This window comes from uncultured Mobiluncus sp. (assembly GCF_947087965.1).
Taxonomy (GTDB): Bacteria; Actinomycetota; Actinomycetes; order Actinomycetales; family Actinomycetaceae; genus Mobiluncus.
On record NZ_CAMUES010000005.1, the window covers coordinates 1 to 23,256 of the forward strand.

Here is a 23,256-nt window from a genome sequence, read left to right on the forward strand (position 1 = left end):
GCACGCGAGGCTGCGGCACGCGAGGCTGCGGCACGCGAGGCTGCGGCACGCGAGGCTGCGGCACGCGAGGTGAGGCCGCCCCGTAAGGCTGAGCCCCGGGAGACTGCGCTACGGGAGGTTGCGTCCCACGAGACTGCCCCGGCGCGGGCGACAGCGGTGCGACAGGCGGTTCCTGCTGTTCGCGACGTTGCCGGCGCGAGGGAAACCGCTGTGGTACAGGACGCTGCTCACTCATTCCAACCCCTTGACGCGCGGATACACCAACGTCAAAATTTTACCAATTTCCAAAGGATTTAGCTTACGGTTATCATTAACCTGTTAAGCAAACTTTTGTAACAAGGAGTTGTTGTGCCCGAATCCAAAAAGCGCAAGCGCGCCTCGAAAGTGGTTAAGTCTGACAGCGAGTTGCGTCCCTCGTGGACTGAGGATATGAAGCACTCCCCCAGCTGGTACGCTCCGGCTGCCCTGATAATCATGGGCGTGGGTCTGCTGTGGATTGTGCTGCACTATATCCTGGCGCAAACCGCGGGGATTAACCTGCTGGGACTGGGCAACTGGAACATTGCGGTGGGATTTGGCGTCATCATGGTCGGTTTCATCATGCTGATGTGGTGGAAATAGGGCTTTTTTCTTCTTAATTTTTATTGCTCGTCAACTCGGGGAGATCCGCACGATACCTAGGGGGGTCACGGAACCCCCTCACTTTTTGATACCTTTGCAACGAAAAGCACACCCCTAGTCTCGCACTCGGGTTCCGCCCCTTCGTTTTCCGAGCAATAACAGTGACAGCGAAAGCAAAGCCGGGGAGTGCTAAAAAGACCGACCGGCAACATCAGCCGCCGGTCGGTCTTTTGAAGTTTGTTTTTACTTGTCGTCGGCGACAACGACCAAGTCATCGTCGTCGATATCTTCCCAGGATTCCTCGGCCCAGGGATCTTCGACCGGACGGGTGCGGCTATACAAGATAAACCCAGCCACCGCGGCGACTCCGGTCAACAGGATAGTCGTCAACCAGGGATGACGAATTGGGCACTTCTTTTTGGGGTTCATAGCTGACTTGACTCCTTCACTCGCTTTGGAAACTTTTTCAGCGATGGTACCGTCGCCGGTAACCGCCTTTGACACTGCCTCGTTTACGGCTTGCGCCCGCGGCAGGAGGTCTGTTTTCACTTTAGTGCCAAAGTCCCCGACGGCTCCGCGAGCCTTCCCAGCAACCTCAGCAGCATTCAGTGCCATGTCTTCTCCGGCTCGTTTCATGCAGTCCATATCGATGCATTTTGACAAGTTATCCAGCATTGGATCCTTCTTTCACTCACACCGAGCCGAATGGACACGGTTGGTACTATTTTGCCCCTTATTTTGAATTTTTGCAGGAAATAGGCCTGTACATTTTTCCTGATTGCCCCAAAACGGGGCCTCGCCGACAGCGGAAAGACAGCCGCAAAATTGCTTTGCGCCCGGGCCGCGCGCATGAAAAGATGGAACTATGCAAGCAACAATTCACACTTCTGCAGGCGACATCAGCCTGGAACTTTTTCCGCAATCCGCGCCAATCACGGTTAAGAACTTCACCGACCTGGCGACCGGTACGCGTCAATGGACTCACCCCATTACCGGGGAAACCTCAACTGAGCCTCTCTACAGCGGCACGGTATTTCACCGGGTCATCTCTGGTTTCATGATTCAAGGCGGGGATCCCATCGGCACCGGCACCGGCGGCCCGGGCTACGTCTTTGACGACGAAATCGACCCGGCCTTGGGCTTCACCGAACCTTACCTGTTGGCGATGGCTAACGCCGGGACACGCGGCGGCCAAGGCACTAACGGTTCCCAGTTCTTTATCACGGTCGCCCCGACCACTTGGCTCAACGGCAAGCACACGATTTTTGGCCGCGTCCTGGACGATGCGTCCCGCGCTGTCGTGGACAAAATCGCCGCGACCCAAACTGACCGCTCGGATCGTCCCCTGGAGGACGTCATGATTGAGTCCATCGACATCACGGAGTAAACCCGTTTGACCCCCGGCACTCCGGCGGTTTTGAATGTACTGTTAAGTCATGAAAATCACCGCAAAAGCCCCTAAGCCCTACGTGACTTGGGGGCTTTGTATTGCCTTAATCCTCGTCTGGGTTGCCGAACTGTTTATCCCCGGAGTTATCCAGCACTTTGCTTTTTTGCCGTTGCTGGGCCTGTTTGAGCCCTGGCGTTTCATCACCGCGGCCTTCCTACACTCGGTGCCAACGCCTTTTCACCTCGCGTTTAACACCTGGGCTTTGCTGGTGGTCGGCAGGGCGCTGGAGCCGGTCGTGGGCCACGTGAAACTGGCCCTCGCGTTTGGTATCAGCGCTTTCGGGGCGCTCATGGCACAGTGCCTGACAGTTTTTGTCGACCCGAACGCCTGGATTACCCCCACGGTCGGTGCGTCCGGAGCAGTGTTTGGATTCTTTGGTATGGTCCTGGCGATTCAAAAGGTGCTGCGCTTGCCTTGGACCGAAATGGCGACCTTAATCGGGCTGAACTTTGTGATAGGGTTCATGGTTCCTAACGTCGCCTGGGTGGCCCATCTGGGTGGCTTAGTAGTGGGTCTGGTGCTAGGTGCCTACACCGGCTGGGTGCTGCGTCATTCGACCTATGAAGTAGTTCCAGGCGAGGGTGTGGGCGACACCGACTTTGCGGCCAACGTGCCCGAGCCACTGCAGAATCCGGACACCGCTGTCTTGGACGCGCCGGAAACTTCCGATGCCACGGCGCCAGACGGATCGAAAGTTCCTGACGGGGCGGATTCCCCAACCGTTCCGGCCTCTCCCGTGGTGCGCCGAGTCACCAATACGACCACACGGCTGCGTGACCTCGCGGTATACGGCGGGGTTTTTGCCGTGCTGCTGGTGAGCAACTGGGCTTTCTACCATTTCAACTACGCGACTATCTACAGTTTCTTTAAATAATTCCCCAGAAGCGGATTTATAAGGGGAGAATAGCCGGGTAGCTGCCATTATTGGCAGCTACCCGGCTATTCTCCACCTTTAGGAACACTCAAGAAGGTAGACGCAGCTAAGCCAGGGCGGGAAACTTTGCACCATTTAGCAAAAACCCAGGTCACAGGCCATCTGCAATACTTAGGGCACAGCCCGCTGAAATTCCGGGGCTAACGTAGGCTACCGCGGGCCATCATCAAAAGCTCAGATAAAAGCCGCACACAAGCCGAAACGGCGAGGTCGTGAGACCTCGCCGTTTCAGTATTACAGCCTAGGGCTTATGTCGCCTACTGCGCGTCAGACTGGCGCTTGCGCCGTGCTGCCAGCAAGCCAATCCCTGCACCTGCCGCAATCATCAGGATGGACAAGCCACCGAAGATTGCTGCTTGCGCACCGGTCCGAGCCAATGTTGGCGGAACCTTCGGGTGCATCGGAGGCAGGGTGGTTGCCGGGGCAACCGGGATGCTCGGCGGGTTACTCGGCGTAGTCGACGGCGGGTTCGTCGTCTCGGACTTCACCGGAGGCGGAGTCGTAGTCTTAGACTCTACCGGAGGCGTGCCAGGCGTGTACGGAGTTCCAGGCGTACCCGGCGTGTGCGGCGGCTGAGTCGGCTTCACCACGTTCACGGTCTGCGAAGCATCCTCGAGATCCTCGTGAGCCAGAATCGGGGTGTAGGTGCCAGCCGGAGCCGTACCAGCCTTCGGCAGGTTACCAACGTAGGCCTTCTCAAAGACCACCAGCTTCTCGCCGTCAGTCAAGCCTGCCGTATCCTTCGCGGTCAGCGGAATCGACATCTTCCAGCTGCCGGAACCGTCAGCCTCAGCCTTCAAGCCAGCCACAGTCACCGGCGAACCAACGATGGAGCCGTCGGACTTCTTGACCAAGGTTCCGACCAAGGTGTACTCGGCACCAGCCTTCAAGCCGCTGTAAGTCACCTTATCGTTCACGGTCGCGCCTTCACCAGCGGTAATCGCCTTAGCACCGGACAATTCCGCAGTGGTCTGGAGGTCCAGAGCCGGACGACGAGTGATGATCTGCTTTTCATCGCTGTTGTCGCGGTGTTCCACAATCGACTTGTCATCGGCCTTGGGCTGTTCGCCGTCCTTCGTCATCTCGTAGAGAGATTCGAAGAATACCACGTCAGCATCCGGGTTAGCGTCGGCAGGAACCACCATCGGGTTAGCCTTATCAACGACCCACTCGCTGTTATCGGTTTCAGCCTTGACCTTCGTCCACTTCACCAGCGGGTTGCCATCGGCACCCAGCACTGGCTGGTTGTCATTCGGGTCATCCGTGCCATCGACGTAAACCAGTTCGGTCTTGAGCCAGTAGTCGCGTCCTTCCACCAGGTTGGTGTAGGTGACGGTATCGACCACAGCCGTGTCCTCACTCGGCTTGAGCATCTTGCCATCATCAGCGGTCCGCGCCACGGTCGCCAAGGTCGGCTTGACCAAGCTGAACTCGTTGAGAGCGGTGACGCTCACAGTAGAGGCCGGGGTAATCTTGAAGGTCTTGGTGGCACCCTCGGTACCATCAGTCCAGCCTTCAGACTTCCATGTAACCTTCCACTTTGCCTGGGTCGGAATCTGCGCCTTGGCGTCGGTTTCCGTAATGGTTATGTCAGTACCCATCGGGAAGCCGTCGAACTTCTGGCTGATAGCCTTGGTCGGATCGTTCGGGTCAACCGTCAGGTTGAAGCTACCCTCCAGAGCGGTTCCTTCCTTGGCGGTCTTACCATCCGGCAATTTAGCCTCGTAGGTAAAGCTCCAAGTTGTCGGAATCTTGCTAACCACGTCCGCGGGCAGATCCGCAGCCGTCTTGACTACCTTGGTGACCTGGAATCCTCCGAAGTGGGTGGAAACCTCGAGCCACTGAGTGCCTTTACCCGAAGCGAGATTCTCTTCATGGTGGAAGGCAATCAAGCCTGCAGCAGTCTTGCCGGTCGGCAACTTGGACAACTGCGTCTCGAAAGCATCCCTATCCTGAGGCATCCGATACAGGTCTTCCCACAAGACGACCGTCTTATGTTCCTGAATCAGCTCGGTCGGAACCTTCACTTCGATGGTCCAAGTACCGCTGTGACCACCCACAGCGTAGCCGCCCTCAACAGTGACTTCGCGCGTCGTAGACGGTACGTAGTCAATCTTGTGAGCCTGGCCCGCCTTGTCGTATTCGACGAAGTAGGTGTGCAACAGGTACTTGCCACCCTGCAGGTTCTGGTACTTCACAAGGTCAGTAATCGTGTCGCCATTGCTGGCCTTCTTGCCGAACTTACCGGTGGTGTGCGTACCGATGGTGACTTCGTTAGTGAACACGTTTTCAGCGGTCACTGTCACGTTCGCAACGCGGTCTTTACCGTTCGGCGTGCCACCGACGATTACTGTACCCTTGCCGTTCTTCTTGGACTCAACGGTGACGCCGTTGGCCTCGGTGAACTTCACGGTGTCCTTCAGTCCGGCTTGCTCTTCAGCATTCTGGACATTCTCGGTGATGGTGCACTTGTCACCCACGGGAATACCGTCGATGGTCTGTGATTCACCTTCGTGCAGGGTAATCGTGTCAGTCGAACCCTTTTGGACGCACTTGACGGTGAACACGTACTTCGCGTTGGTGCGTTCGACATTCGCGGTGTTCTCATCCCAACCCGTGACAGCCTTGGTCAGGGTCAAGGACCCGAACTCAGGACGGTTCACGGTGATGGACTGAGAGTCGGCAGTGATGTCGTTGTGTACCGCCACCGGCTTGTTGCCACCCTTCGGGGTCACCTTGCCGCCGTCAGCACTTTCATACGTACCTACTGCCCACAGCTGCTCGAACACGACCAGCTTGTCGCCGTCGGTCGCAATATCCTTGGCCTTGACAGTGATGTCCATGCTGGTTTCGTAAACCTTGACATCCGCACCGTACTTGGCGATTTCGGCAGCATTCGGCTCCACAGCCATGCTCGCGGTGACCGTTACGGTCTTCGCGTTGGTGGCCAAGGCAGGAGTCTGCGCGTTCGCATCGTAGGCAATCTTGCTATATACCTGACCGCCCAGAGCGTAGGTCTTGCCCTCTTCGACGTTCGCCATGCGGATTACATCGTGAACCGTGTAGGTTTCGGGAGCCTTCTTGCCTTCCTGGTTGACGCCCTTCCAAACCGTCAGGTTCGTGTCAGCGCCAACACGAGCAATAGTACCCACGCCAGGATGCTTGACCTTCACCGTCTGATTCTCATCGTTCGGATCCTCGTGATCCGCCACGGGCTGACCCTTCAGCTGCAACGATTCGAAAGCAACCAACTTATCGTTAGCCTTCAAGACGCTCAACGGTACCGTGAACTCGACAGTAGCGGCTGTCCCGTCCTTGATAGTCCCGTTCACGCGAGTAGCGCCGTTAGTTGTCTTCGGGGTGGTGAACTTGCCTGTGCCAACCACACCGGTGTCGGTTTGCGTACCGTCGGCCGCGATACCCATGAGCTTACCGCTGAGGGTGTACTCGGTTGCGGGCAGCAGGTTGAAGAACTCAACGTGGTCAATCAGCTTGACGTTGTCGCCTTCCCAAACAACCTTCTGGCCTTCGTATTCCAGCTTGGTGCCAATTTGTGGCACGTCCACAACCGTCACGGTCTGGCGAGTATCGTCAGCCTTAGCGTGAGCAGTATCCCACGTGATAGTGCCAACGTTAGCCTTGATGGTTTCGTCATCACCTGTCGCGAGGGACTCGCGCGTCAGGTATTCGTACGCCACCAGCTTCAACTCGCTGCCAGCAGCCTTGGCCGCTTCCATCGGAGCCTTCAGCTTATCAGCCGTCACGTTGAACTTGATGTCCTTGGTCATGTCCACGCTGTCAGCGGTGAACCTCTCTAGGCCATCTGCCAAAACCGTCTCGTTAGGCTGACCGGCGTTGTACACCAGGCGGGAAACCAGCACGTACTTCTCACCCTTGATGAGACCCTTCATCTGCACCTTATCCTGCAGATCCAGCGCCGCATCGGTCGCGATGGTCTTAGCGCCACTCTGATCGAGGTCGGTTTCAATACTCGGGTTGTACTGGGTTTCTACCGTCTGGTCAGAATCCTTCGGATCCTCGTGCTTAAGCGGAGGTTCGTTCGGCTTGTCGGCGCGAATCAGCTGTTCGTAAGCCACGTACTTGTAGCCGGGCTTCAGCGTACCCGCCGGGATGGCATTGTAGCTAACCTGCTGAGTGCCACTGGACGCGGTCGGGGTGAAGGTGGCGGTGCCGGTGATACCGGTATTGCTGACCTTACCGTCCGGACCGATTTCCATCAGGGTCGCATTCAAGGTGTACTTGACACTCGGAGTCAAACCAACGTAGCTGACCGTATCAACCAGCTGCTTGGAGTCGACCGGGACGGTCGGAACCGCAGTACCAGCCGCACGGTTGCCATCCACGCTCAGCACCGTCTTAATGCCGGGCTTCACGCTGGAGCCAACAGTCTGGGCCGGGTCGTTCGGATCCCGGTGAGTAGACTCAGCCGGACCGTCTGCCTTCTCACCGAGGTACAGGGTCTCAAACACGACCAGCTCGTCGTTTTCCGCCACTTTACCGGCCGGAATCTCGAAGGTCATGAAGTCGTTCTCGGTCCAGGTTGCCTTTTCAGCCTTGAACGACTTAGAGGTGACCGTGATGCCGGTGGACTTGTTTTGAGTCTTGTTCCACAGTTCTCCAACGACCACGTAGGTTTCCCCAACCTTCATATTAGTGAAGGTCACGGTGTCCTTGACCGTCGACTTAGCGTCGGCAATGACCAGACCACGGTCGCCCTCAGCTCTGGCCTTAGTGGCGAGCTTCGGAGCCCAGACAGTCTGCGAGTCATCGTTGATGTCGTGGTGAATCAGGAATTCTTTACCATCCTGGTACACGGTCTCAAAGACCACGACCTGCTTGCCGAGGATAACCCCAGCCGGAACTTTGAACTGAATCTCAAAGAATCCAGCACCACTCGGATTGATGTCGTTGCCAGTACCCGGACCGACCTCGATGGTGGATTCCACCAACGAGCCGTCAGCCAACTTCACGGTGTTGCCGGTCGCCTTGTCCTTCAACTCACCCTTCAGGGTGTAGGTCTTGGCCGGATTCAGACCGGTGTAATCCACCCGGTCGGTGATGACCACATCGCCGGTGTTGTCCACTACCTGGTCGCCGTCAGCCGCATCAGTGGCGGTGGTGTCCAGAGAGCCGAGCGTCACGGTCTGTTCAGGTGAAGCGGGGTCTTCGTGGGTGGCAATAGGCTTGCCATCCTTACCAACCAGTTGCTCGTAAACCACGAAGGAGTGACCGGCCTTGTTGGCCGCGAGAATCTTGTCCGCCTTCAAGGTGAACTTCATCTCATTGTTGGTCCCGGAGAACTGACCCTTTTCAACCGTGATGGTCACGTCATTACCGGTCGCAACCGGGGTCTCGGAGACGAGCTTGCCATCCTTGACCTCCATCAACTGACCCTTGAGGGTGTAGGTGCCCGGAGCGGCCACCTTCCAGTCAACGGTATCGGTGATGGTGACATTGCCCTGCTTCTTTGCGTCAGGGTTGACCTGAATCATCTTGGCACCATCCGCAGTCTGCGCGACTGTGGTGATGGACGGCGGGTAGACAATCTGGTTGTCATCGTTGATATCGGTGTGGGTTGCCAGCGGGGTCTCGCCCTGCTTCAGGTCCTCAAAGACCACAACCGGAGCGGTAGCCAAACCGGCGCGCTGTACCGTGAACTTCACGATGGCCTGGAACGCGTCCGCATCGGTGCTGTTGGCCTTATTAGCCTTGAAGGTTACGGGCTCGGTCGTGACGTACTTGGCGTCAATCGGATCCCCGGCCTTGACCTGGGTGCCGTCAGCCAAAGTGGCGTCAGCCTGGTAGTGCAGAGTACCGGTAATCGTGTATTCCTTGCCGATTTCCAGACCCTTGTAGTCCACCAAGTCGTAAATCGTCACGCTGCCATCCTTGGCGGGTTCCAGGTTCTTATCCTTCGGATCCTTGGAAGTGCCGTCATAAGCGGTCGTGTCGATTTCAACCGGGTTGACCGTGATGGTCTGAGCCGCATCGTTCGGATCTTCGTGCGTAATCACCGGAGTACCGGTCGTATTCTTGCCGTCGAACAGCTTCTCGACAACCACCATGGACTGTCCAGCCTTGATGGACGAGGCCGGAACCTTGAATTCCATCTTTTGGTCAGCGATAGCACCGTCAGCACCAGCAGTTACGGGCTTCGGAGCCACAGTGACACCGGGCACCTTTTCACCCAAGGTCTTGGCACCATTGTCAATGGTGACGTAGTACAGCTCACCAACCAGGGTGTAGTTGTGCTTCGGCTCGAACTTGCCGGTGAACGTCACCGTATCGACGATGGTCGCGTCCTTTTGACCAGGAGTCATAGTCTGGTTCTCATCAGACTTATCGACTGCGCTGGTACCCATGGAACCGTTGTAGACCGTCTGGTCGCCATCGTTGATGTCATGGTGTACCGCGATGGTCTTGCCCTCGTGCTTGAGGTCCTCGAAGGCCACAATCGGTTTACCAATCAGACCCAAGTCAACGGCCTGCTGTGCGGTAACCGTAAAGGTCAGGACGGTTTTACCGTTGCCCTTGGCATCGGCGGTGATAGTGCCGGTCTGGGTAATACCCGTGGATTGACCTTCAGCGGAGCCATCCTTGACCTTCAGTTCGCCGGACACCTCATAGGTCTTGCCCGGAATCAAGCCAGAGGCCGTTACCTTATCGTTGATGGTGAAGTCCTTGGTGACATCCACGTACTTGTCGCCGGGTTTACCAGCGCCGTTGTATGCGTCAGTAGTGACACCGGGGACGTAAACGGTCTGAGCTTCATCCTTCGGATCGGCGTGTTCAGCAACCGCGGTAGCTCCGCTCTTCGGCTGCTTGGCCGTCTGGTCGAAGTCGTCCGCCTTGTAGAGTTTCTCGAACACTACGTACTTCTCACCGCTCACGACCTTCACACCTGGGAAGGTGAGTTCCATCTTGCCGCTGGCAGCGCCCTTGGCGACAGTCAGCGTCTGGTGCGCGGTCTGAACCGTAGTCGTGCTCTGGTTGTTAATCTTCGTGAGCTCGCCGTACATGACGTAGTTGCCCGGAGCGATGGAGTTGTAGGCGACCTCATCGGTCACAACCACATCGGAGAGTTCCTTGGTCTTGGAATCCTTAACCGGCTTGGCGTTACTCATGTCAACAGTTGCGTTGCGCGTGACATCCTTACCGTTAATGTTCTGGGTGCTAGGAGCACCATTCTTCACACTCGCGGTCGTGCCGATTGACGGGCTGTAAACCGTCTGATCCTCATCGGTGATGTCGGAGTGGGTCGCTACGACTACATCGCCATCCTTGACTTCCTCAAAGGCCACAACTGTTTGGGTCTTCAGGGACTTAGCCTTGACGGTAAAGGTCAGTTCGACTTCACCCTCTTTGACAAGGGCATCGCGCGGACCGTCGACCGTAAAGGTCTTGGTTGCGGTTGCGCCCGGATCGTTGAGTGCACCAGCATCGTTTCCGTCAGCATCCTTGACATGCAAGGTACCGGTCACAGTGTAGGTGCGACCTCCGGCGAGGTTGTTCCACTTGACCACATCCTTGACCGTAACCGTCGCGTCGTCCGAAACGGCCGGGGTCACGGGCTTGTCAATCGAAGCGGTTGTCTTTAACTTCGGCGTGTACAGCTTCTGGCAGATGTCCTTTACATCCGCGTGGAAGGGCAGGTTTGCCGCCTTGGACATTGCCTGCAGTTCAGCCGGAGTCTTGCTCGCGAGACTGTTGACATCCACATCAGCCGGCAGCATGTATTCGAACATTACATATGTGGCACCTGGGGTCAGGTTAGCAGTCTCCAGAGTGAACTCGTTGACTGCCTTATTGTTGCCGAAGAAATTCTGTCCAGCCGGAACAGTAATCTTCTTGTGATTGTCCACTGCGGACTTACTGGTATCATCCGTCTGCACCAAACGTCCGTACAGGTAGTAGTCACCTGCAGAAACCCTGGTGTACGTGAGGTTATCAGTGAGTTTCTGTGTGGGCATATCCTTTTCGTTCGTAGACATGACTCGCGAGTTCGTCGTCCGGTCGTAGGCAATAGTCCACATCTCCGGTTCAAACTGCGGAACGATGGATTGCCCCTTCGGTAGCGTCAGCTCAGAACCGTAGGCCCTGCACTTGGCGCAAGCCTGGTTCAGCTGCATCGGGTTTCCACCGTTGAACACCATGATGCCCGCGGCAATACCTTCGGGATGTTCCTTCAGTAAGCTAACCGGAATCGTGAAGGAAATCTCCGTAGTGAAATCAGTCGCGTTAGCGGGAACGGTTACTTCCTCAGCGTAATAATCCCAATTGGCGCCGCCTTCGCTCTTCCAATTCAGGTATCTCGCATCGAAGATGCCCGTCTTGCCGGCCATCTTGGTGGAGTACAAACGCTCCACCACCGTGTAAGTCCGGCCCGGAGTGACGTTCTTCAAGGTAACTTTATCGGTCAGTTTGACCCGATCTTGATTAGGTTTAATATCGATTACCTTGATGCCATCCTTGAATACGCGCTGGCCGTTAGCAGTAGCCTCTTGTCCAGGAGCATCCAAGACAGTTTCAATACTGGCGTAGCAATCCCACTTGTTGACCATCTTCACGGAGACGTTGGCTTCGGAAGTGACATCGAACGTGATAGCGGCCTTTTCTTCATCAGGCCCCAACATGTCAAAGGCGTACTTAACCGGGGAGGCCAGAGCCTTGCCGTTGGCATCAGTGGCTGAAATTTCAGCCTTGTGACGCCAGTTGCCGTACAGGAGGGCATTCCGGTCGTTAAAGCTCTGATCGTCCAGCTCCGCTACCGTACACTTCGAGTTGTACGGCACCGTGCCAAAGTCGAGGGCATTGCCGTTGACATCAACCTTGACTGTCTTATCAACAACCGTGTCATTACCGCTCTTGCAAGTGACGTGCATATTCACGTAGTTGCGGTTCATGTAGCGGTAGTACTCGTTGTACTGCTGCCTCATGTTGAAGTTATCCTCGGAGTAGTCGAGTCTACCGTGTGCCGAAGTGGCTTCCGCCACCTTCTGTAGCGACAGCTTGACTTCCTTGTACGTCAGCTTGTTCGTAGCGGTCAAGCCGGTAGTAGTACCGTCCTTGCCGATGATGAACTTGCCGGCGGTAGCACCTTCGGCACCGAACACGAAGTTACCTTCAGCGCCAACAGCAGTGTAAGGAGTCGGCTCTACGCCCTTCATGGTCGTAGATTCATCCAGCGACCAGGACACTTCGGCAGACACGCCGGCGGTGTTACCGCTCGGGGTTACCTCGCGGATGGAGCACTTGGAACCGGAAGGAAGGTTTCCAGAAGTCCAGGTCTTACCAGCCTCGATACTGAACTTGTTAGGAGCATCCTGGGTACCAATCTTGGACCCGTCCGGGGTCACACACCAGTACTCGAAGTTGTACTTGCCGTCAACAATCGCAGCGTTGGAGTCAGAGGCAATCGCCTTCGTGACGCTGAACTTGCCGTTCGCGTCAGAGTAGACGTTATCTACCTTGACCTCAACCACGTTGTCCTTCTCGACTACGAAGTCGTTCTCCGACAGGGTAGCCGACAGGGTCGAGCCTTGCTCAGTTTGAGAACCGGCCTGGTCCTCGGTGATATGGCACTTGTAGCCGACAGGGATGTTCTCTGCGAACTGGTAGCCCTTATCGGTGACTTTCGTTACCTTGCCTTCCACCTTTTGGGTGGCATCCTTCGGATCAGCACAGGTGTAGGTGAAGTCGTAAGACTCCTTCACCGTGATGTTCTTGGCGGCAGTAACCGACTTAATAATCTTAAACTTGCCCAGCTCGCGCTCGTAAGTGTTGACTACCTCGATGGTCCGGCCCTTTTCGGTATTCAAAGTGACCGTAGCGGTCGCCTTGTCGGAAAGGACGTTCTCGCCTTCCTTCATCTGAACGGTCCAGGTGTGTCCAGCCACCTTTGCGCTGGCGTCAGATTCGGTGATGGTACAGGTCGCACCGACCGGGATCTTCACACCGTTCACATCAGCGCTGAACTCGGCCTTGTCAGTGTTCTTAAAGGTCTTGCCGTCCATGATGACGTGTTCGGTGTTATCAGTCGGGTACTTACAAGTCGCCGAGAGCTTGACCTCCTTAGAGCCAACGTTGGTGTTCTTACCAGCCACGACGGTCTTGCTGACCACCAGCTTGGTGTCGGGCACCGTGAAGTCGTTGGTGGCGCCAATCATCAGCGCTTCGTCTTCCTTATCCACGGTGAATGCCACGCCGTTGGCCTGAGCACTCGCGTTGGTATCGAAAGGCTTGACTTCCTTGCCGTCAACCGGGTCAGCGGAGCCGACAGTCCACTTGGTCGTGGGCTTCTCGTTAGCCTGAGCGACTGCCGGTTTCTCCCACACGACACACTTGGTGCCTACGGGGAGCTTCTCAACCGTGACCGGGTCGCCACCGGCGCTCAGGTTGTAACCGACACCGTTCTTAACCTCTCCGGCCGGGGTCTGGCAGGAGTAGTTGAAGTAGAACTGTTCCTTGTGGTTACCAGCGTTGTTACCGGTGAGGGCGGCCTTGTAGAACTTAAAGCCGGTCATCTTTTCGGTGTAAACGTTGGTAGCGGCGAACTGGAAGACCTTGCCTTCAGTCACGGTCTGTTCACCGGATGCGAGGCCCTGACCTGCCGGAACGAAGGAGGTCGACACGTACTTCAACGGGTTCGCGTTCGGGTTGTTCACCAGCTGTTTGTTGGTGGCATCCAGTTGAGCCTTCGGCTCAGCCACGGAACACACCGAACCCTTCGGCACCACAATCTCTGCCGATTCCTGACCGGCCTTTACTTCGATGAAGTCAGCCTTGGCCTGAGTACCAAACGGAGTGGCCTGAGTGTAGGCCTTGCCGTTCGGGGCTTTACAGTTGTAGGTGAACTTAAAGGTGGCGTCGGGGGCAAAGACGGCTCCGCCCTGGACAACCTTCTTAATGGTGAAGCTCGCCTTGTCGTATTCCAAGGTGTTCTTAGCTTCCAGCTGCAACACCTGAGACTTGCCATCCTTTTGTTCGGGAATGGTGAACTGCTTGTAGCTGGAGTTAGCGCCGCTGCCGTTGGCGAGGTTCGTCACCCAGGACGGGGTGACGGTGACGCCGTCAATCTCTACCGGCTTTTCCTTGATGTAGCAGGTGGTGCCGACCAAGATGTTGTCAACGGTCTTGGTTTCCCCAGCCTTGACGTCCAGGGTGCCGTTGGTCTTCGCGTCATCGTCACACTTGTATTCAAAAGCGAAGGTGGCGGGTTCAGCCTTGGCGTCGCCGTCAACGTTCTTGGTGACAGAGAACTTGCCGTAGTTGGCCTTCACCGTGTTGGTGGCCACAACCTCCACTTTCGGCTCGGTGCCTTCCTTGATGGTTACCACTGCGTCGTTTCCACCCAGCGACTGGGCATTGGTGTAGGAAACCTTGCTGGTAGCAGCCGCGGTGGACAGGTCGTCCTCGTGAATCATGCAATCAGTACCTGCCAGGTAGGACTTCGAGGTCCAAGACTGGCCAGCCTTCAGGTTGACGGTCATTGGGTCATCATCCCCACAGGTGACGCGGAACTTGAATTGCGTATCCTTCTTCAGCGGGTTCGCACCGTCAGCCTTGACTTCCTTGGTCAGCTTGAACGAACCCATCTTGTGTTCGTAGAGGTTGGTCGCCTTTACCACGACAGTTGCGCCGTTGGCAGGAACCTTGAACTTGAATCCATCAGCGGAGTTTTCCAACACGTTGGTTGCCGGAATTCCGGTTTGCCCGAAGTTCAAGGACTTAAAGTTAGCCCCAGGCACCGCGGTGCTGCTCGGATTCTCGGTGATGGTACAGGTCATGCCGGCCTTAATGCCAGACGTGACGGCCACCGGAGTGCCATTAGCATGGACAGTCTGGTACTTCCAACCTGTGTCTGCATTCGCGCCCTGGCACCGATAGCGCAGCAAGAAGTCCTGGTTGATGGATTCCTTATCTCCATTGTCGAACCTGGCCTCCTTTTGCAGGCTGAAGGCCGCATCGGCGGGCTGGTAGTAGTTGACGAACGCAACGGCATCGACGAAGCCATTCTGAATCGGTTTCACCGCAATCGTGTTCGACTCGGTGGTTTTACCTGAAGCGTTCGTGTTCGAGATGACTACGTTGTAGCCTTCCGGAGCCGTCGGCTTGGTTTCGGTAACGGTGCACTTGGTGCCAACCGGCAGACCCTTGACTTCATAGGTCCACAGGTCGTTATCCGTGTCGGTAGAGGCATCCTCGGGAAGCGAGAAACTTCCGCCCACACCCTTATCACAGGTGTAGGTGAAGTTGAATTTGCCTCCGTTGGCAGCAGCCGCGGCATTCGCGTCGATGTTGCTGTCACCCTGGACTAACTTCATAACCTTGAAGCCGCCAGTCTGTTCCTGGTAAGTGTTGGTCGCGATGACTTTGATGTCACCAGCCTGACCCATCACGAACTTGACCGAGGAACCTACCGTCGCACCATCCGCAGTGGCGTTGGTGGCAGACCAATTGGGAGCGGACATGTTGACCGGAGCGGACCGGTAGGTTTCCTCTATAGTGCACTTGGCGCCGGGGGTCACATCCACGGTGCTGGGAGTTCCCGCCTGGGTGCTATCCGTATTGGCCGCGCCGCCCTTTGCGGGAGCGTAGAGGGTCTGATCCGTTCCATCATCACAAGTGACGTGGAAAGTCACGTTGCCGCTAGCCTTATCGGTAGCACCAGTTGCAGCCTTCTCCAGGGTCAGCTGAGCCTTGTTCTTAACGATGTTAACGGTCTGATCCGCGTGCTCACCGGTGTGCTTGGCGATGATATTGAGCTTGCCGTAGGCAGAATCAATTTCTCCGCCACCGGCGTACTTCGGGTCGGAAGTCGCCAGGACTTCTTCGTAATAGAACCGATCCCCGTCCTTAACCTCGGAAGCCTTCACCTGATACGGGAACAGACCCGGCAAGGTGCTGCTGCCAGTAGCCGTGAAGTCCTCAGTCCGAGTAAACACCGTAGTGGTGGTGTTGCCGCTGACCTTCTTAAGCGTGCCAATCAGGTACTTGGCATTCGAACCGGTATCGGCGGGGATGTTCTCATACTTCAAATCATCGGTAAGGGTGATGACTTCATCCGTACGGGAGAACGTGGCGGTTTCTGCGCCACCGGGCACCGAGTCAGCTCCATTCACCTTCGCAGTGGTGGAAATGGAAGGCTTCGGTTCGGGAACGTGAGTCCAAGATACTTTCAGTTCGCCGGAGACGTTGATGGTCTTGGTCAAAACCGCTACCTGACCTTGGGTATCCCTTGTCGGGTCATCTACAAAGTAAGGATCCTCGACGTCTTTAACCGAGCCCGCGAAGGAAATCTTAAACGTGTTCTGGTTTGCAATCTTCAGGGTCACCCCATTGATCGCATCCTTCAAGCTAATCTGATTACCTGGAATGGGGGTACCGTCAGCGTAGGTAGCTCCCTCCACCTTGAGGTAAACTTGCTCACCAATTATCTGACCTGCGGCCGAGTTCGGGTCGTAATCGTTCAACTTGACTGTCAACAGGGAAGCGCCATCGTTGGCCTTGTCCATGGACACCTGATCCAGGTGCATGTCTTCCAAGGTCTTAACGACGTTTCCATCCTGGCGATTTTCATACGCCGCCTTAGCTTGCTGAATCAACGTTGTAACATCGGTATCAGCGGCATTACCCCATTGCTTCTGTTCCGAATCCCAGGCGCGCCCATTATCGGTTATCCCAAAAATAACCATCCAGATTGCGTTCTGGTATTTGCCCCAATGTTGTTTGCCATTCTTGGCATAGTGCCAAGCGAGAGCCTTAATCGTTTCTGCCTTTTCGGGGTGTTTCTTTGCCCAATAGATTGTTGATTTTGATGGGTCGGTATAGACATTAGCGCCGCCGCCGGAAACTCCGTAGAAGGGTTCAACGCAGAAACTGGGAACGCCGTTTACAGAAAATGAGTTGTCTTTGTCACTGGGGTAAATCGACAGAAAACCAATTGGCGGGTGCTGCTTTGTACCTTGACCATCGAAAAACTTTTTCGCCCATTTCCAAACATTTGGCTCACCATGTTTCACGTCTGCTGTCCAGTCCTTAACCAGGACAAAGGAACCAGCGGGGACGATAGGTCCGTTTTGTTCACAGGCCTTAATGCCGGGGAACTTAGAGACGCTGGGTGTCTTGCTGTACTGTTCCTCAAACCAGTTCAGGCCCTGCTTGAGCAGATTATCGAACTGAGCGTTGATATTATCCACCATTTTTTCCTTGGTGGCATCGTCGATATTCTTTTCAATCACAAACTGATTCAGTTGATTCATCACATCCGCTTTAGCGTCTTCAACCTGTTTTTTGAATTCTGCAATAGCGGTGTCTTTATCAACGCTGGGGTCAAACTTGAGCTTGACCTCTTTCATCTTCGGCTCAAATTTGTAGGCAAACGGAACCGCGCCAGAAACGACCGTCTTGGTGGGAGTCGGGCTCGCACCCCGTTCCTCACCCACAGCCGTCTGTTCGGAAGGCTCAGTCGAAGGTTCTGTCGAGGGTCCCGTGGAGGTGGCGGCAGGCTCGACCGGTTCTTCAGTGGTATTTGCAGGTAACTGCGGAGCAGTGGCAGAACCGCTGGGCTCGGTGGAGGTAGCCGGGTCGCTGGAGGGGTCGGCAGTCTTGCCAAAAATCCGCGCCTGAGTCGCGCCCGTATCTGCAGAGGTACCAGCCTCTGCCATTGCCTCACCTTCGATGGGTTCTATGCTCAGATTGAAAGTATCCTCATTTTCCCCAGGATCAACAGAAGAAACAGCAGAACGGTTGGAGGTAGCCGCCTGGCTGGAAGATCCGGAGGCGTTAAAGGGCAGCGTAGTGGAGGAACCGCCGGGGAAGATTACCCACGCACCAAAACCTTTCTCCAAGTCTGTTCGAAGTTTTTTCTTCGCAACCAAGCCACGGTCAGATGCAACTTGCTCCAAGGCATCGAAACCATCCCAGTATGGGTTGCCGTCCCTAAGACCACTGGCCTTGGTAATACATTCCTTGGGCAGGTACTGTGCCGTAAAGTCGCCGACCTGCGCAGTCTCGCCGTAATGCGCCGCCGCTTCCTGCGGGTCTTTGGTCGAGAACAAGTGACCAGTGTAAGCAAGCACGTATCGTTTACTTTGGTCCTTACTCATATCTATACTTGCAGTCGTCGAAACGTTCACCGTTGGATGAACCGAAGCCTGGGCTGCCGGAGTGGCCGCCAGAGAGGGCATAACCAAGCCGCCCACGGCCCACGCCACGGCGATAGCCGAAGCTATCACCCCCGCGGTCCAGTTCCGGCTCGTTTTACCTTTTTGCTTATAGCTCACCAAAGTGGGCTTTCCGGGCTGATTTTGCCGCGGTTTCTTGGCTATAGCACTCATGCTCAAATACCTCCATTTGTTAGCCATTTCTTCGGTCTGGGCCCTGGTGGGGACACTTCACCTGCTTATATACAGTGATAAGAATACCAGGTTTCCCAGCTATCTCCAAGAGTACTTCCAGGATTGTGCTGACAATCTGACTATCACTCCAGAGCCGTTCGGTAAACCCCAGTATTGCTTTAGGAAAACTCAGCTTAACCGAGCAAAATTCGCCAAAAATAGCGGCAGTTTTCAGCGCCCTCTAAGAATGCGAAGCTGAGTTTGTCACCTCGAACCGGGGTCCCAAAACGGCAAATAAACAGTAAAAAGTGCAGTTTTCTGCAAAAGTCCCCAGTATTTTCCGCAAACCTTAAAATAACCTTAAAAATCGAATTCGAAGCTGGGAATGAAGCCTCCCACCGGCGCTTTTGCCGTTTAATCCGACCCGCACCACCACCGCTTCGGAACCGACTCGGTGAAAACGCCTTCGTTCTCGAACACAAATCCCCGCCGCCCCGACGCCCCAAAATCGACCAGACATTTCCAGGATTCCTTCAGACTACAGGAGGCCCCGGTTTCCGATAATGAAACGGGAAATCCCTCTGATATGGACAGAAACCCCCAACAATCCGCGAAAAATCCCGGTGAAAGAATTTGGAAAAACAACTTGTAATTTCCTGAAAATCGGGTATAGTTGACTGTATAGCGGCGTTGATGCTGGACGTGTCCGTTATCAACTGTCCGCAGGGAGAGAAAGATGGAGGAACCATGCAGACACAAAAGAAGGGCGTGTTTACCGCAGTGGCGTTAGCCCTGGTGGTGGCTTTGAGCACCCTACTGCCTGCTCAGGCTGCCGACCACGAATCCAAACTGACCGGAAACACTCAAGTACAGCCCGTAGAAATCTCCTACGGCAGCTACGAACAGGTTCTGGTGGAGGTCAGCGCGGACTAACGCAGTCAGCCACAGCCTCATGACCCACCGCAACACGGTGGGTCTTTTTTTCACCCTCACACCAGACACATCACCAGCAGGAGGAACCAATGGAACGCAGTAAAATACTGGAAACCCTGCAGGAACACGGCATCGAATACAAGCTGGTGGAACACCCGCCGGCTACAACCATCGAGCTGGCGGACGAATATATCGAGGGCCACGAGGGCGTGCGCACCAAGAGCCTGTTCCTGACCAACCGCAAGAAAACTCGCACGTACCTTTTAATTACGGATGAGTTTAAACAGATTGACCTAAAGGGTTTTGCCAGCGAAGTCGGGGAAAGCCGCCTGTCCTTCGGATCCGGAGAGCTGCTGGCTCAGACCCTCGGCCTGGAACCAGGAGTCGTCTCGCCCCTCGGAATGATTGATCCCGACCACCGTTCGGTCGCGCTCTACCTGGACAAAGCCATGATGCAGGAGGAAATTTTCACCTTCCATCCGGGCGACAACCGCGCCACCCTGTTCCTGGGGACCCAGGATTTCCTGCGGCTCTATGACGAGCTGGGGATTGCATACCATTTAGTGGAGGTGTAATTCCACACCCTGGGTTCGCGGCCGATTGGTTCGGCGCGAGGTAGCTCTGGTTACATAGCGTCGATGAGGTCGCGCACCAGACCGCTGGGAGTGGTGTTCATTTTTTTGGCCAAGGCGGTTATTTTGTTTCTCCGGGCTTCGTCCAACCGAATCGTGAAAGGTTGAGCGTTTTTTCCGATGGTAACGGGCCTGCCGGGCTTGGAGGCAGCGAGATGCGAGCCCGTGTACTCGGGTTCGGTCTCTTGGGCGGTGGCCCATTGCTCGATTTGTTCATCGCTGTAGGTCGTGCCGTTTGCCGCAGTCCAACTCATTTTTCCAGCCCTACCTCTCTCAATGTTTTCCTGGTTGCTTTCATAGCGTGGAACACGTGCCAAGTTTCGTTATCATTCTCAATCGCGATGTACTCAATGAGTTTTCCATCAGCGATTCCTACACCCACCCATTGCACAGGGTCGGTATCTCGGGGAATACATCTCAACGTTGTGTTCCAGGCTTCGCGCACCATCGCCGGTGTTATGTCGGGGTGGCGTTGCGCAATCCGAGCGTTGATGAATATCTCCACTGTATTTCCTGCCCACTATTATGTACGACATATATTGTATTATGTATTTCGTAAGTGTGCAAGGCATTTTCACGCTGAGACGTTGCCCGTGACACCACCAATCCAGCCACAGCCAAGCACGCTGTAACCACCCCGCTTGTGAAAACCCCCACGCAACCCACCGCGCTTGTGACATCGTCAGCACATGCCGATGCGTACCCCCGCCCGCATACCCCGCGAATTTGCGCAAGATAGCGGGTTCGGGTAGTATCTTCTGGTGCCCAAAGGGCCTATAGCTCAGTTGGTTAGAGCGCAGTCCTGATAAGACTGAGGTCGCTGGTTCGAGCCCAGCTAGGCCCACCAACCCCGAATCGTCGGGGTTTTTTCATAACAAACGGGGCTATAGCGCAGCTGGTAGCGCATCTGCTTTGCAAGCAGAGGGTCGGGGGTTCGAGTCCCCCTAGCTCCACCGGAGAAAACCGGAGAAATCAGCCTTTTAGGTTTTCAAAATGTGCGAGCCATACAGCAATCTAACCTGGGTCTTTCCGTGCAATTACGAGCAAAACTACAGACGAACAAACTGTTGCCACAGCCCGAGTTCCGCTGAGGAGGTAGCACCATTAATCTGCTGCGCGATGCCCCATGATTGGGAAGACCCAGAATTTTACGTTGCGTTTATGTACATTTTTGACAGTATGTGGTTAAGATTTTCTCATGGAAATTACAAGTGTAAAGGTTCGGAACTGGCGAAATTTTAAAACTGTAGAGTTTGATGTGGGAAAGCGCTTGTTCATGATTGGCCCCAACGCTGCCGGAAAATCAAATCTTATGGATGTTTTCCGATTCCTGGGCGATATTTGTACACCTGGAGGCGGGTTAACTGCAGCCTTGGAAAAGCGAGGTGGTGCTGCCGCAGTTCGCAGCTTGTTTGCTCGTAAAAAGCCCAATATAGAGATTGACATTTCTTTGAAGGAAGATAATATTCGGTGGCGCTATTACCTGTCGATTAAGGTCGAACCTCACGGTCTGCATCGGGCCACTGTAGACGAGGAAATCGTAGAAAAAGATGATGAAATAATTCTTCGACGCCCCTCGACAGAAGATAAAACTGACTCGGACTTGTTGACGCAGACTCATTTAGAACAGATTTCAGCCAACGCAGAGTTCCGCCAAATCGCAAAATTTTTTGCTTCAATCAAATATCTACATCTGGTTCCCCAATTGTTAAGACATCCAGATATCACATCAGAGGTTTTTAAGGAGATTTACGGGTCGGATTTGCCATCACAAGTGAATGGCGTTCAGCCTATGAAAACACGGGCTGCTCGGCTAAAAAAAATGGCAGAATCTCTGCGGGCTGCAGTACCTCAATTCAAAGATTTGCAGCTAGACATCGATGCCAAAGGGAAACCTCACTTGGTTGCCTCATACGAGAATTGGAGATCTCACGAAGCTAAACAAAATGAACAATATTTTTCAGACGGTACGTTGCGTCTACTTGGGATTGTATGGACATTAATTAGCGCTCCAAGATCTGGTGGAATTCTGCTGTTGGAGGAACCAGAGCTTTCCTTAAACAACTCAGTTGTAGGTATGTTGCCCAGCTTGTTTGCGCAGGCACAGCGAGGAATTCCGACTCAGTTGTTCATCTCTACTCACGCCCCAGCTATATTAGATGATGAAGGCGTGGATCCTTCCGAGGTGCTGGTACTTCAGGTTACCAGCGATGGCACAGTAGCCAATTTACTTTCTGAGATATTAAGTGTCAGTCCCCAAATTGATGCAGACCTACCCCTGTCAGAAATCACGAATGAACTGATTTCCCCCCGAAGCGTGAATCTTCTTCCAGCAGCCTTGGGGGAACGCTAATGCAGTTGCGTGTAGTTGTAGAGGGCGACAGTGACAAGAGTATAGTGACCAGGCTAATCAAAGAGGCAACTGGCCATACCATTGTCGACATACGTGCTACTAACGGAGTTAAAAAACTAGATGCCAATATTTCGAAATATGTTTGTGCAGCCGCGAATGACCCAGACCCAGAAAACGGTTGGGTAATTTTCAGAGATGCGGATTATTTTTGCCCGGTAGAACTGGTGCAGAGTCTTTTGCCCAAATCGGCCAACCCACGACTTCTCAAAGATTCGCATTTTTGTCTGCGTATCGTCAAACCCTCAATCGAGTCATGGTACCTGGCGGATCGTGAGAATTTTGCTAGTTTTTTCGGAGTATCTCCTAGCATCGTCCCCCGGAACCCTGATGATTTAAAGAATGCCAAAACTGAATTACTGAAATTGTGTAGTAAGTCAAACAAACGTGACATTCGATCCCATATGGTTCGAAGCAATGGCAAGCCCGGGGATTTATACGTGAACATACTCCAGAAATACGCTGATTCTGCCTGGTCATTTAGTTCAGCTGCCGAAAATTCTGGGAGTCTACACCGAGCAGTTCTTAGATTGAGAGAACTGTAATATTTTTTGGTATTTTTCCGGGGGTGTGGGGGTTTGTGTCAGCAGATAAAATCAGGGTAGACGTAACCCCGGCGATTCAGCAAAGGCTGGGGATCGTTCCGGGGTCTTCGTGTCCATATTAACAAAGAGTGTGGGGATATCAAATGCACATAGACAATGGTGCTTGTGTCACCGCTTGGCATTTTTCCAGTGGTGTCGGGGATTCGTGTTAGAAATTGGCGATTAAATCGAGGTTGCTGGTCTATATAGCCACGAACCCCGATTTAATCGCCAATTTAATACATAACCGAACCCGCAGCCCATTTTCATGCTTTGGTGAGACGACCAGTCGGCACCTAATGCAGAATCGGAACATGAACGGGTTGAAAACGC

The 23,256-nt window shown here is 54.6% G+C and carries 12 protein-coding genes and 2 tRNA genes; 10 read left to right on the top strand and 4 right to left on the bottom strand.

Annotation, left to right across the window (positions count from 1 at the left end):
- The first annotated feature begins 25 nt into the window (after positions 1 to 25).
- The gene (locus tag Q0V70_RS09660; RefSeq protein WP_366126807.1) at positions 26 to 73 is read left to right on the top strand and encodes a hypothetical protein; all 48 of its coding nucleotides are present in this window, start codon (positions 26 to 28) and stop codon (positions 71 to 73) included.
- 275 nt (positions 74 to 348) lie between these two features.
- A complete protein-coding gene (locus Q0V70_RS06120) occupies positions 349 to 621 on the top strand; it encodes a cell division protein CrgA (RefSeq protein WP_297589638.1) in 273 nt (90 codons plus the stop codon).
- Between the two features lie 243 nt (positions 622 to 864).
- On the opposite strand, the gene Q0V70_RS06125 is transcribed toward Q0V70_RS06120, so the two are convergent.
- Positions 865 to 1,296: an acyltransferase gene (locus tag Q0V70_RS06125; RefSeq protein ID WP_297589641.1), complete on the bottom strand. Its 432-nt coding sequence runs from the start codon at positions 1,294 to 1,296 to the stop codon at positions 865 to 867.
- 190 nt (positions 1,297 to 1,486) lie between these two features.
- Between Q0V70_RS06125 and Q0V70_RS06130 the strand changes: the two genes are divergently transcribed.
- Both Q0V70_RS06130 and Q0V70_RS06135 read left to right on the top strand, forming a co-directional pair.
- Entirely contained in the window at positions 1,487 to 2,008 is a 522-nt protein-coding gene (locus Q0V70_RS06130; RefSeq protein ID WP_297589644.1) for a peptidylprolyl isomerase, read from the top strand.
- A 49-nt stretch (positions 2,009 to 2,057) separates the two neighbouring features.
- Positions 2,058 to 2,945, top strand: a complete 888-nt coding sequence (locus tag Q0V70_RS06135; RefSeq protein ID WP_297589646.1) for a rhomboid family intramembrane serine protease — start codon at positions 2,058 to 2,060, stop codon at positions 2,943 to 2,945.
- Positions 2,946 to 3,262: 317 nt separating this feature from the next.
- On the opposite strand, the gene Q0V70_RS06140 is transcribed toward Q0V70_RS06135, so the two are convergent.
- Positions 3,263 to 18,364 (bottom strand): VaFE repeat-containing surface-anchored protein, encoded by a 15,102-nt coding sequence (locus Q0V70_RS06140; RefSeq protein WP_297589649.1) that lies wholly within the window; start codon positions 18,362 to 18,364, stop codon positions 3,263 to 3,265.
- Between the two features lie 693 nt (positions 18,365 to 19,057).
- Between Q0V70_RS06140 and Q0V70_RS06145 the strand changes: the two genes are divergently transcribed.
- Complete coding sequence (locus Q0V70_RS06145; protein WP_297589652.1) at positions 19,058 to 19,297, top strand: hydrolase; 240 nt, start codon at positions 19,058 to 19,060, stop codon at positions 19,295 to 19,297.
- 89 nt (positions 19,298 to 19,386) lie between these two features.
- Positions 19,387 to 19,872: a prolyl-tRNA synthetase associated domain-containing protein gene (locus Q0V70_RS06150; RefSeq protein WP_297589655.1), complete on the top strand. Its 486-nt coding sequence runs from the start codon at positions 19,387 to 19,389 to the stop codon at positions 19,870 to 19,872.
- 50 nt (positions 19,873 to 19,922) lie between these two features.
- Here the strand turns inward: Q0V70_RS06150 and Q0V70_RS06155 are convergent, their stop codons facing one another.
- Together Q0V70_RS06155 and Q0V70_RS06160 are read right to left on the bottom strand one after the other, a co-directional pair.
- Positions 19,923 to 20,183 carry a CopG family transcriptional regulator gene (locus Q0V70_RS06155; RefSeq protein WP_297589657.1) on the bottom strand — a complete coding sequence of 87 codons (261 nt, stop codon included), beginning with the start codon at positions 20,181 to 20,183 and terminating at the stop codon, positions 19,923 to 19,925.
- The gene (locus Q0V70_RS06160) at positions 20,180 to 20,434 is read right to left on the bottom strand and encodes a hypothetical protein (RefSeq protein WP_297589658.1); all 255 of its coding nucleotides are present in this window, start codon (positions 20,432 to 20,434) and stop codon (positions 20,180 to 20,182) included. The genes Q0V70_RS06155 and Q0V70_RS06160 overlap by 4 nt, the downstream gene beginning before the upstream one ends.
- 265 nt (positions 20,435 to 20,699) lie before the next feature.
- Between Q0V70_RS06160 and Q0V70_RS06165 the strand changes: the two genes are divergently transcribed.
- The 4 genes from Q0V70_RS06165 (at position 20,700) to Q0V70_RS06180 (ending at position 22,884) form a co-directional block, all read left to right on the top strand.
- Positions 20,700 to 20,776, top strand: a tRNA-Ile gene (locus Q0V70_RS06165).
- A gap of 33 nt (positions 20,777 to 20,809) precedes the next feature.
- Positions 20,810 to 20,882, top strand: a tRNA-Ala gene (locus Q0V70_RS06170).
- 245 nt (positions 20,883 to 21,127) lie between these two features.
- Positions 21,128 to 22,282: an AAA family ATPase gene (locus Q0V70_RS06175; RefSeq protein WP_297589661.1), complete on the top strand. Its 1,155-nt coding sequence runs from the start codon at positions 21,128 to 21,130 to the stop codon at positions 22,280 to 22,282.
- Positions 22,282 to 22,884, top strand: a complete 603-nt coding sequence (locus Q0V70_RS06180; protein ID WP_297589663.1) for a hypothetical protein — start codon at positions 22,282 to 22,284, stop codon at positions 22,882 to 22,884. The genes Q0V70_RS06175 and Q0V70_RS06180 overlap by 1 nt, the downstream gene beginning before the upstream one ends.
- Positions 22,885 to 23,256 lie beyond the last annotated feature (372 nt).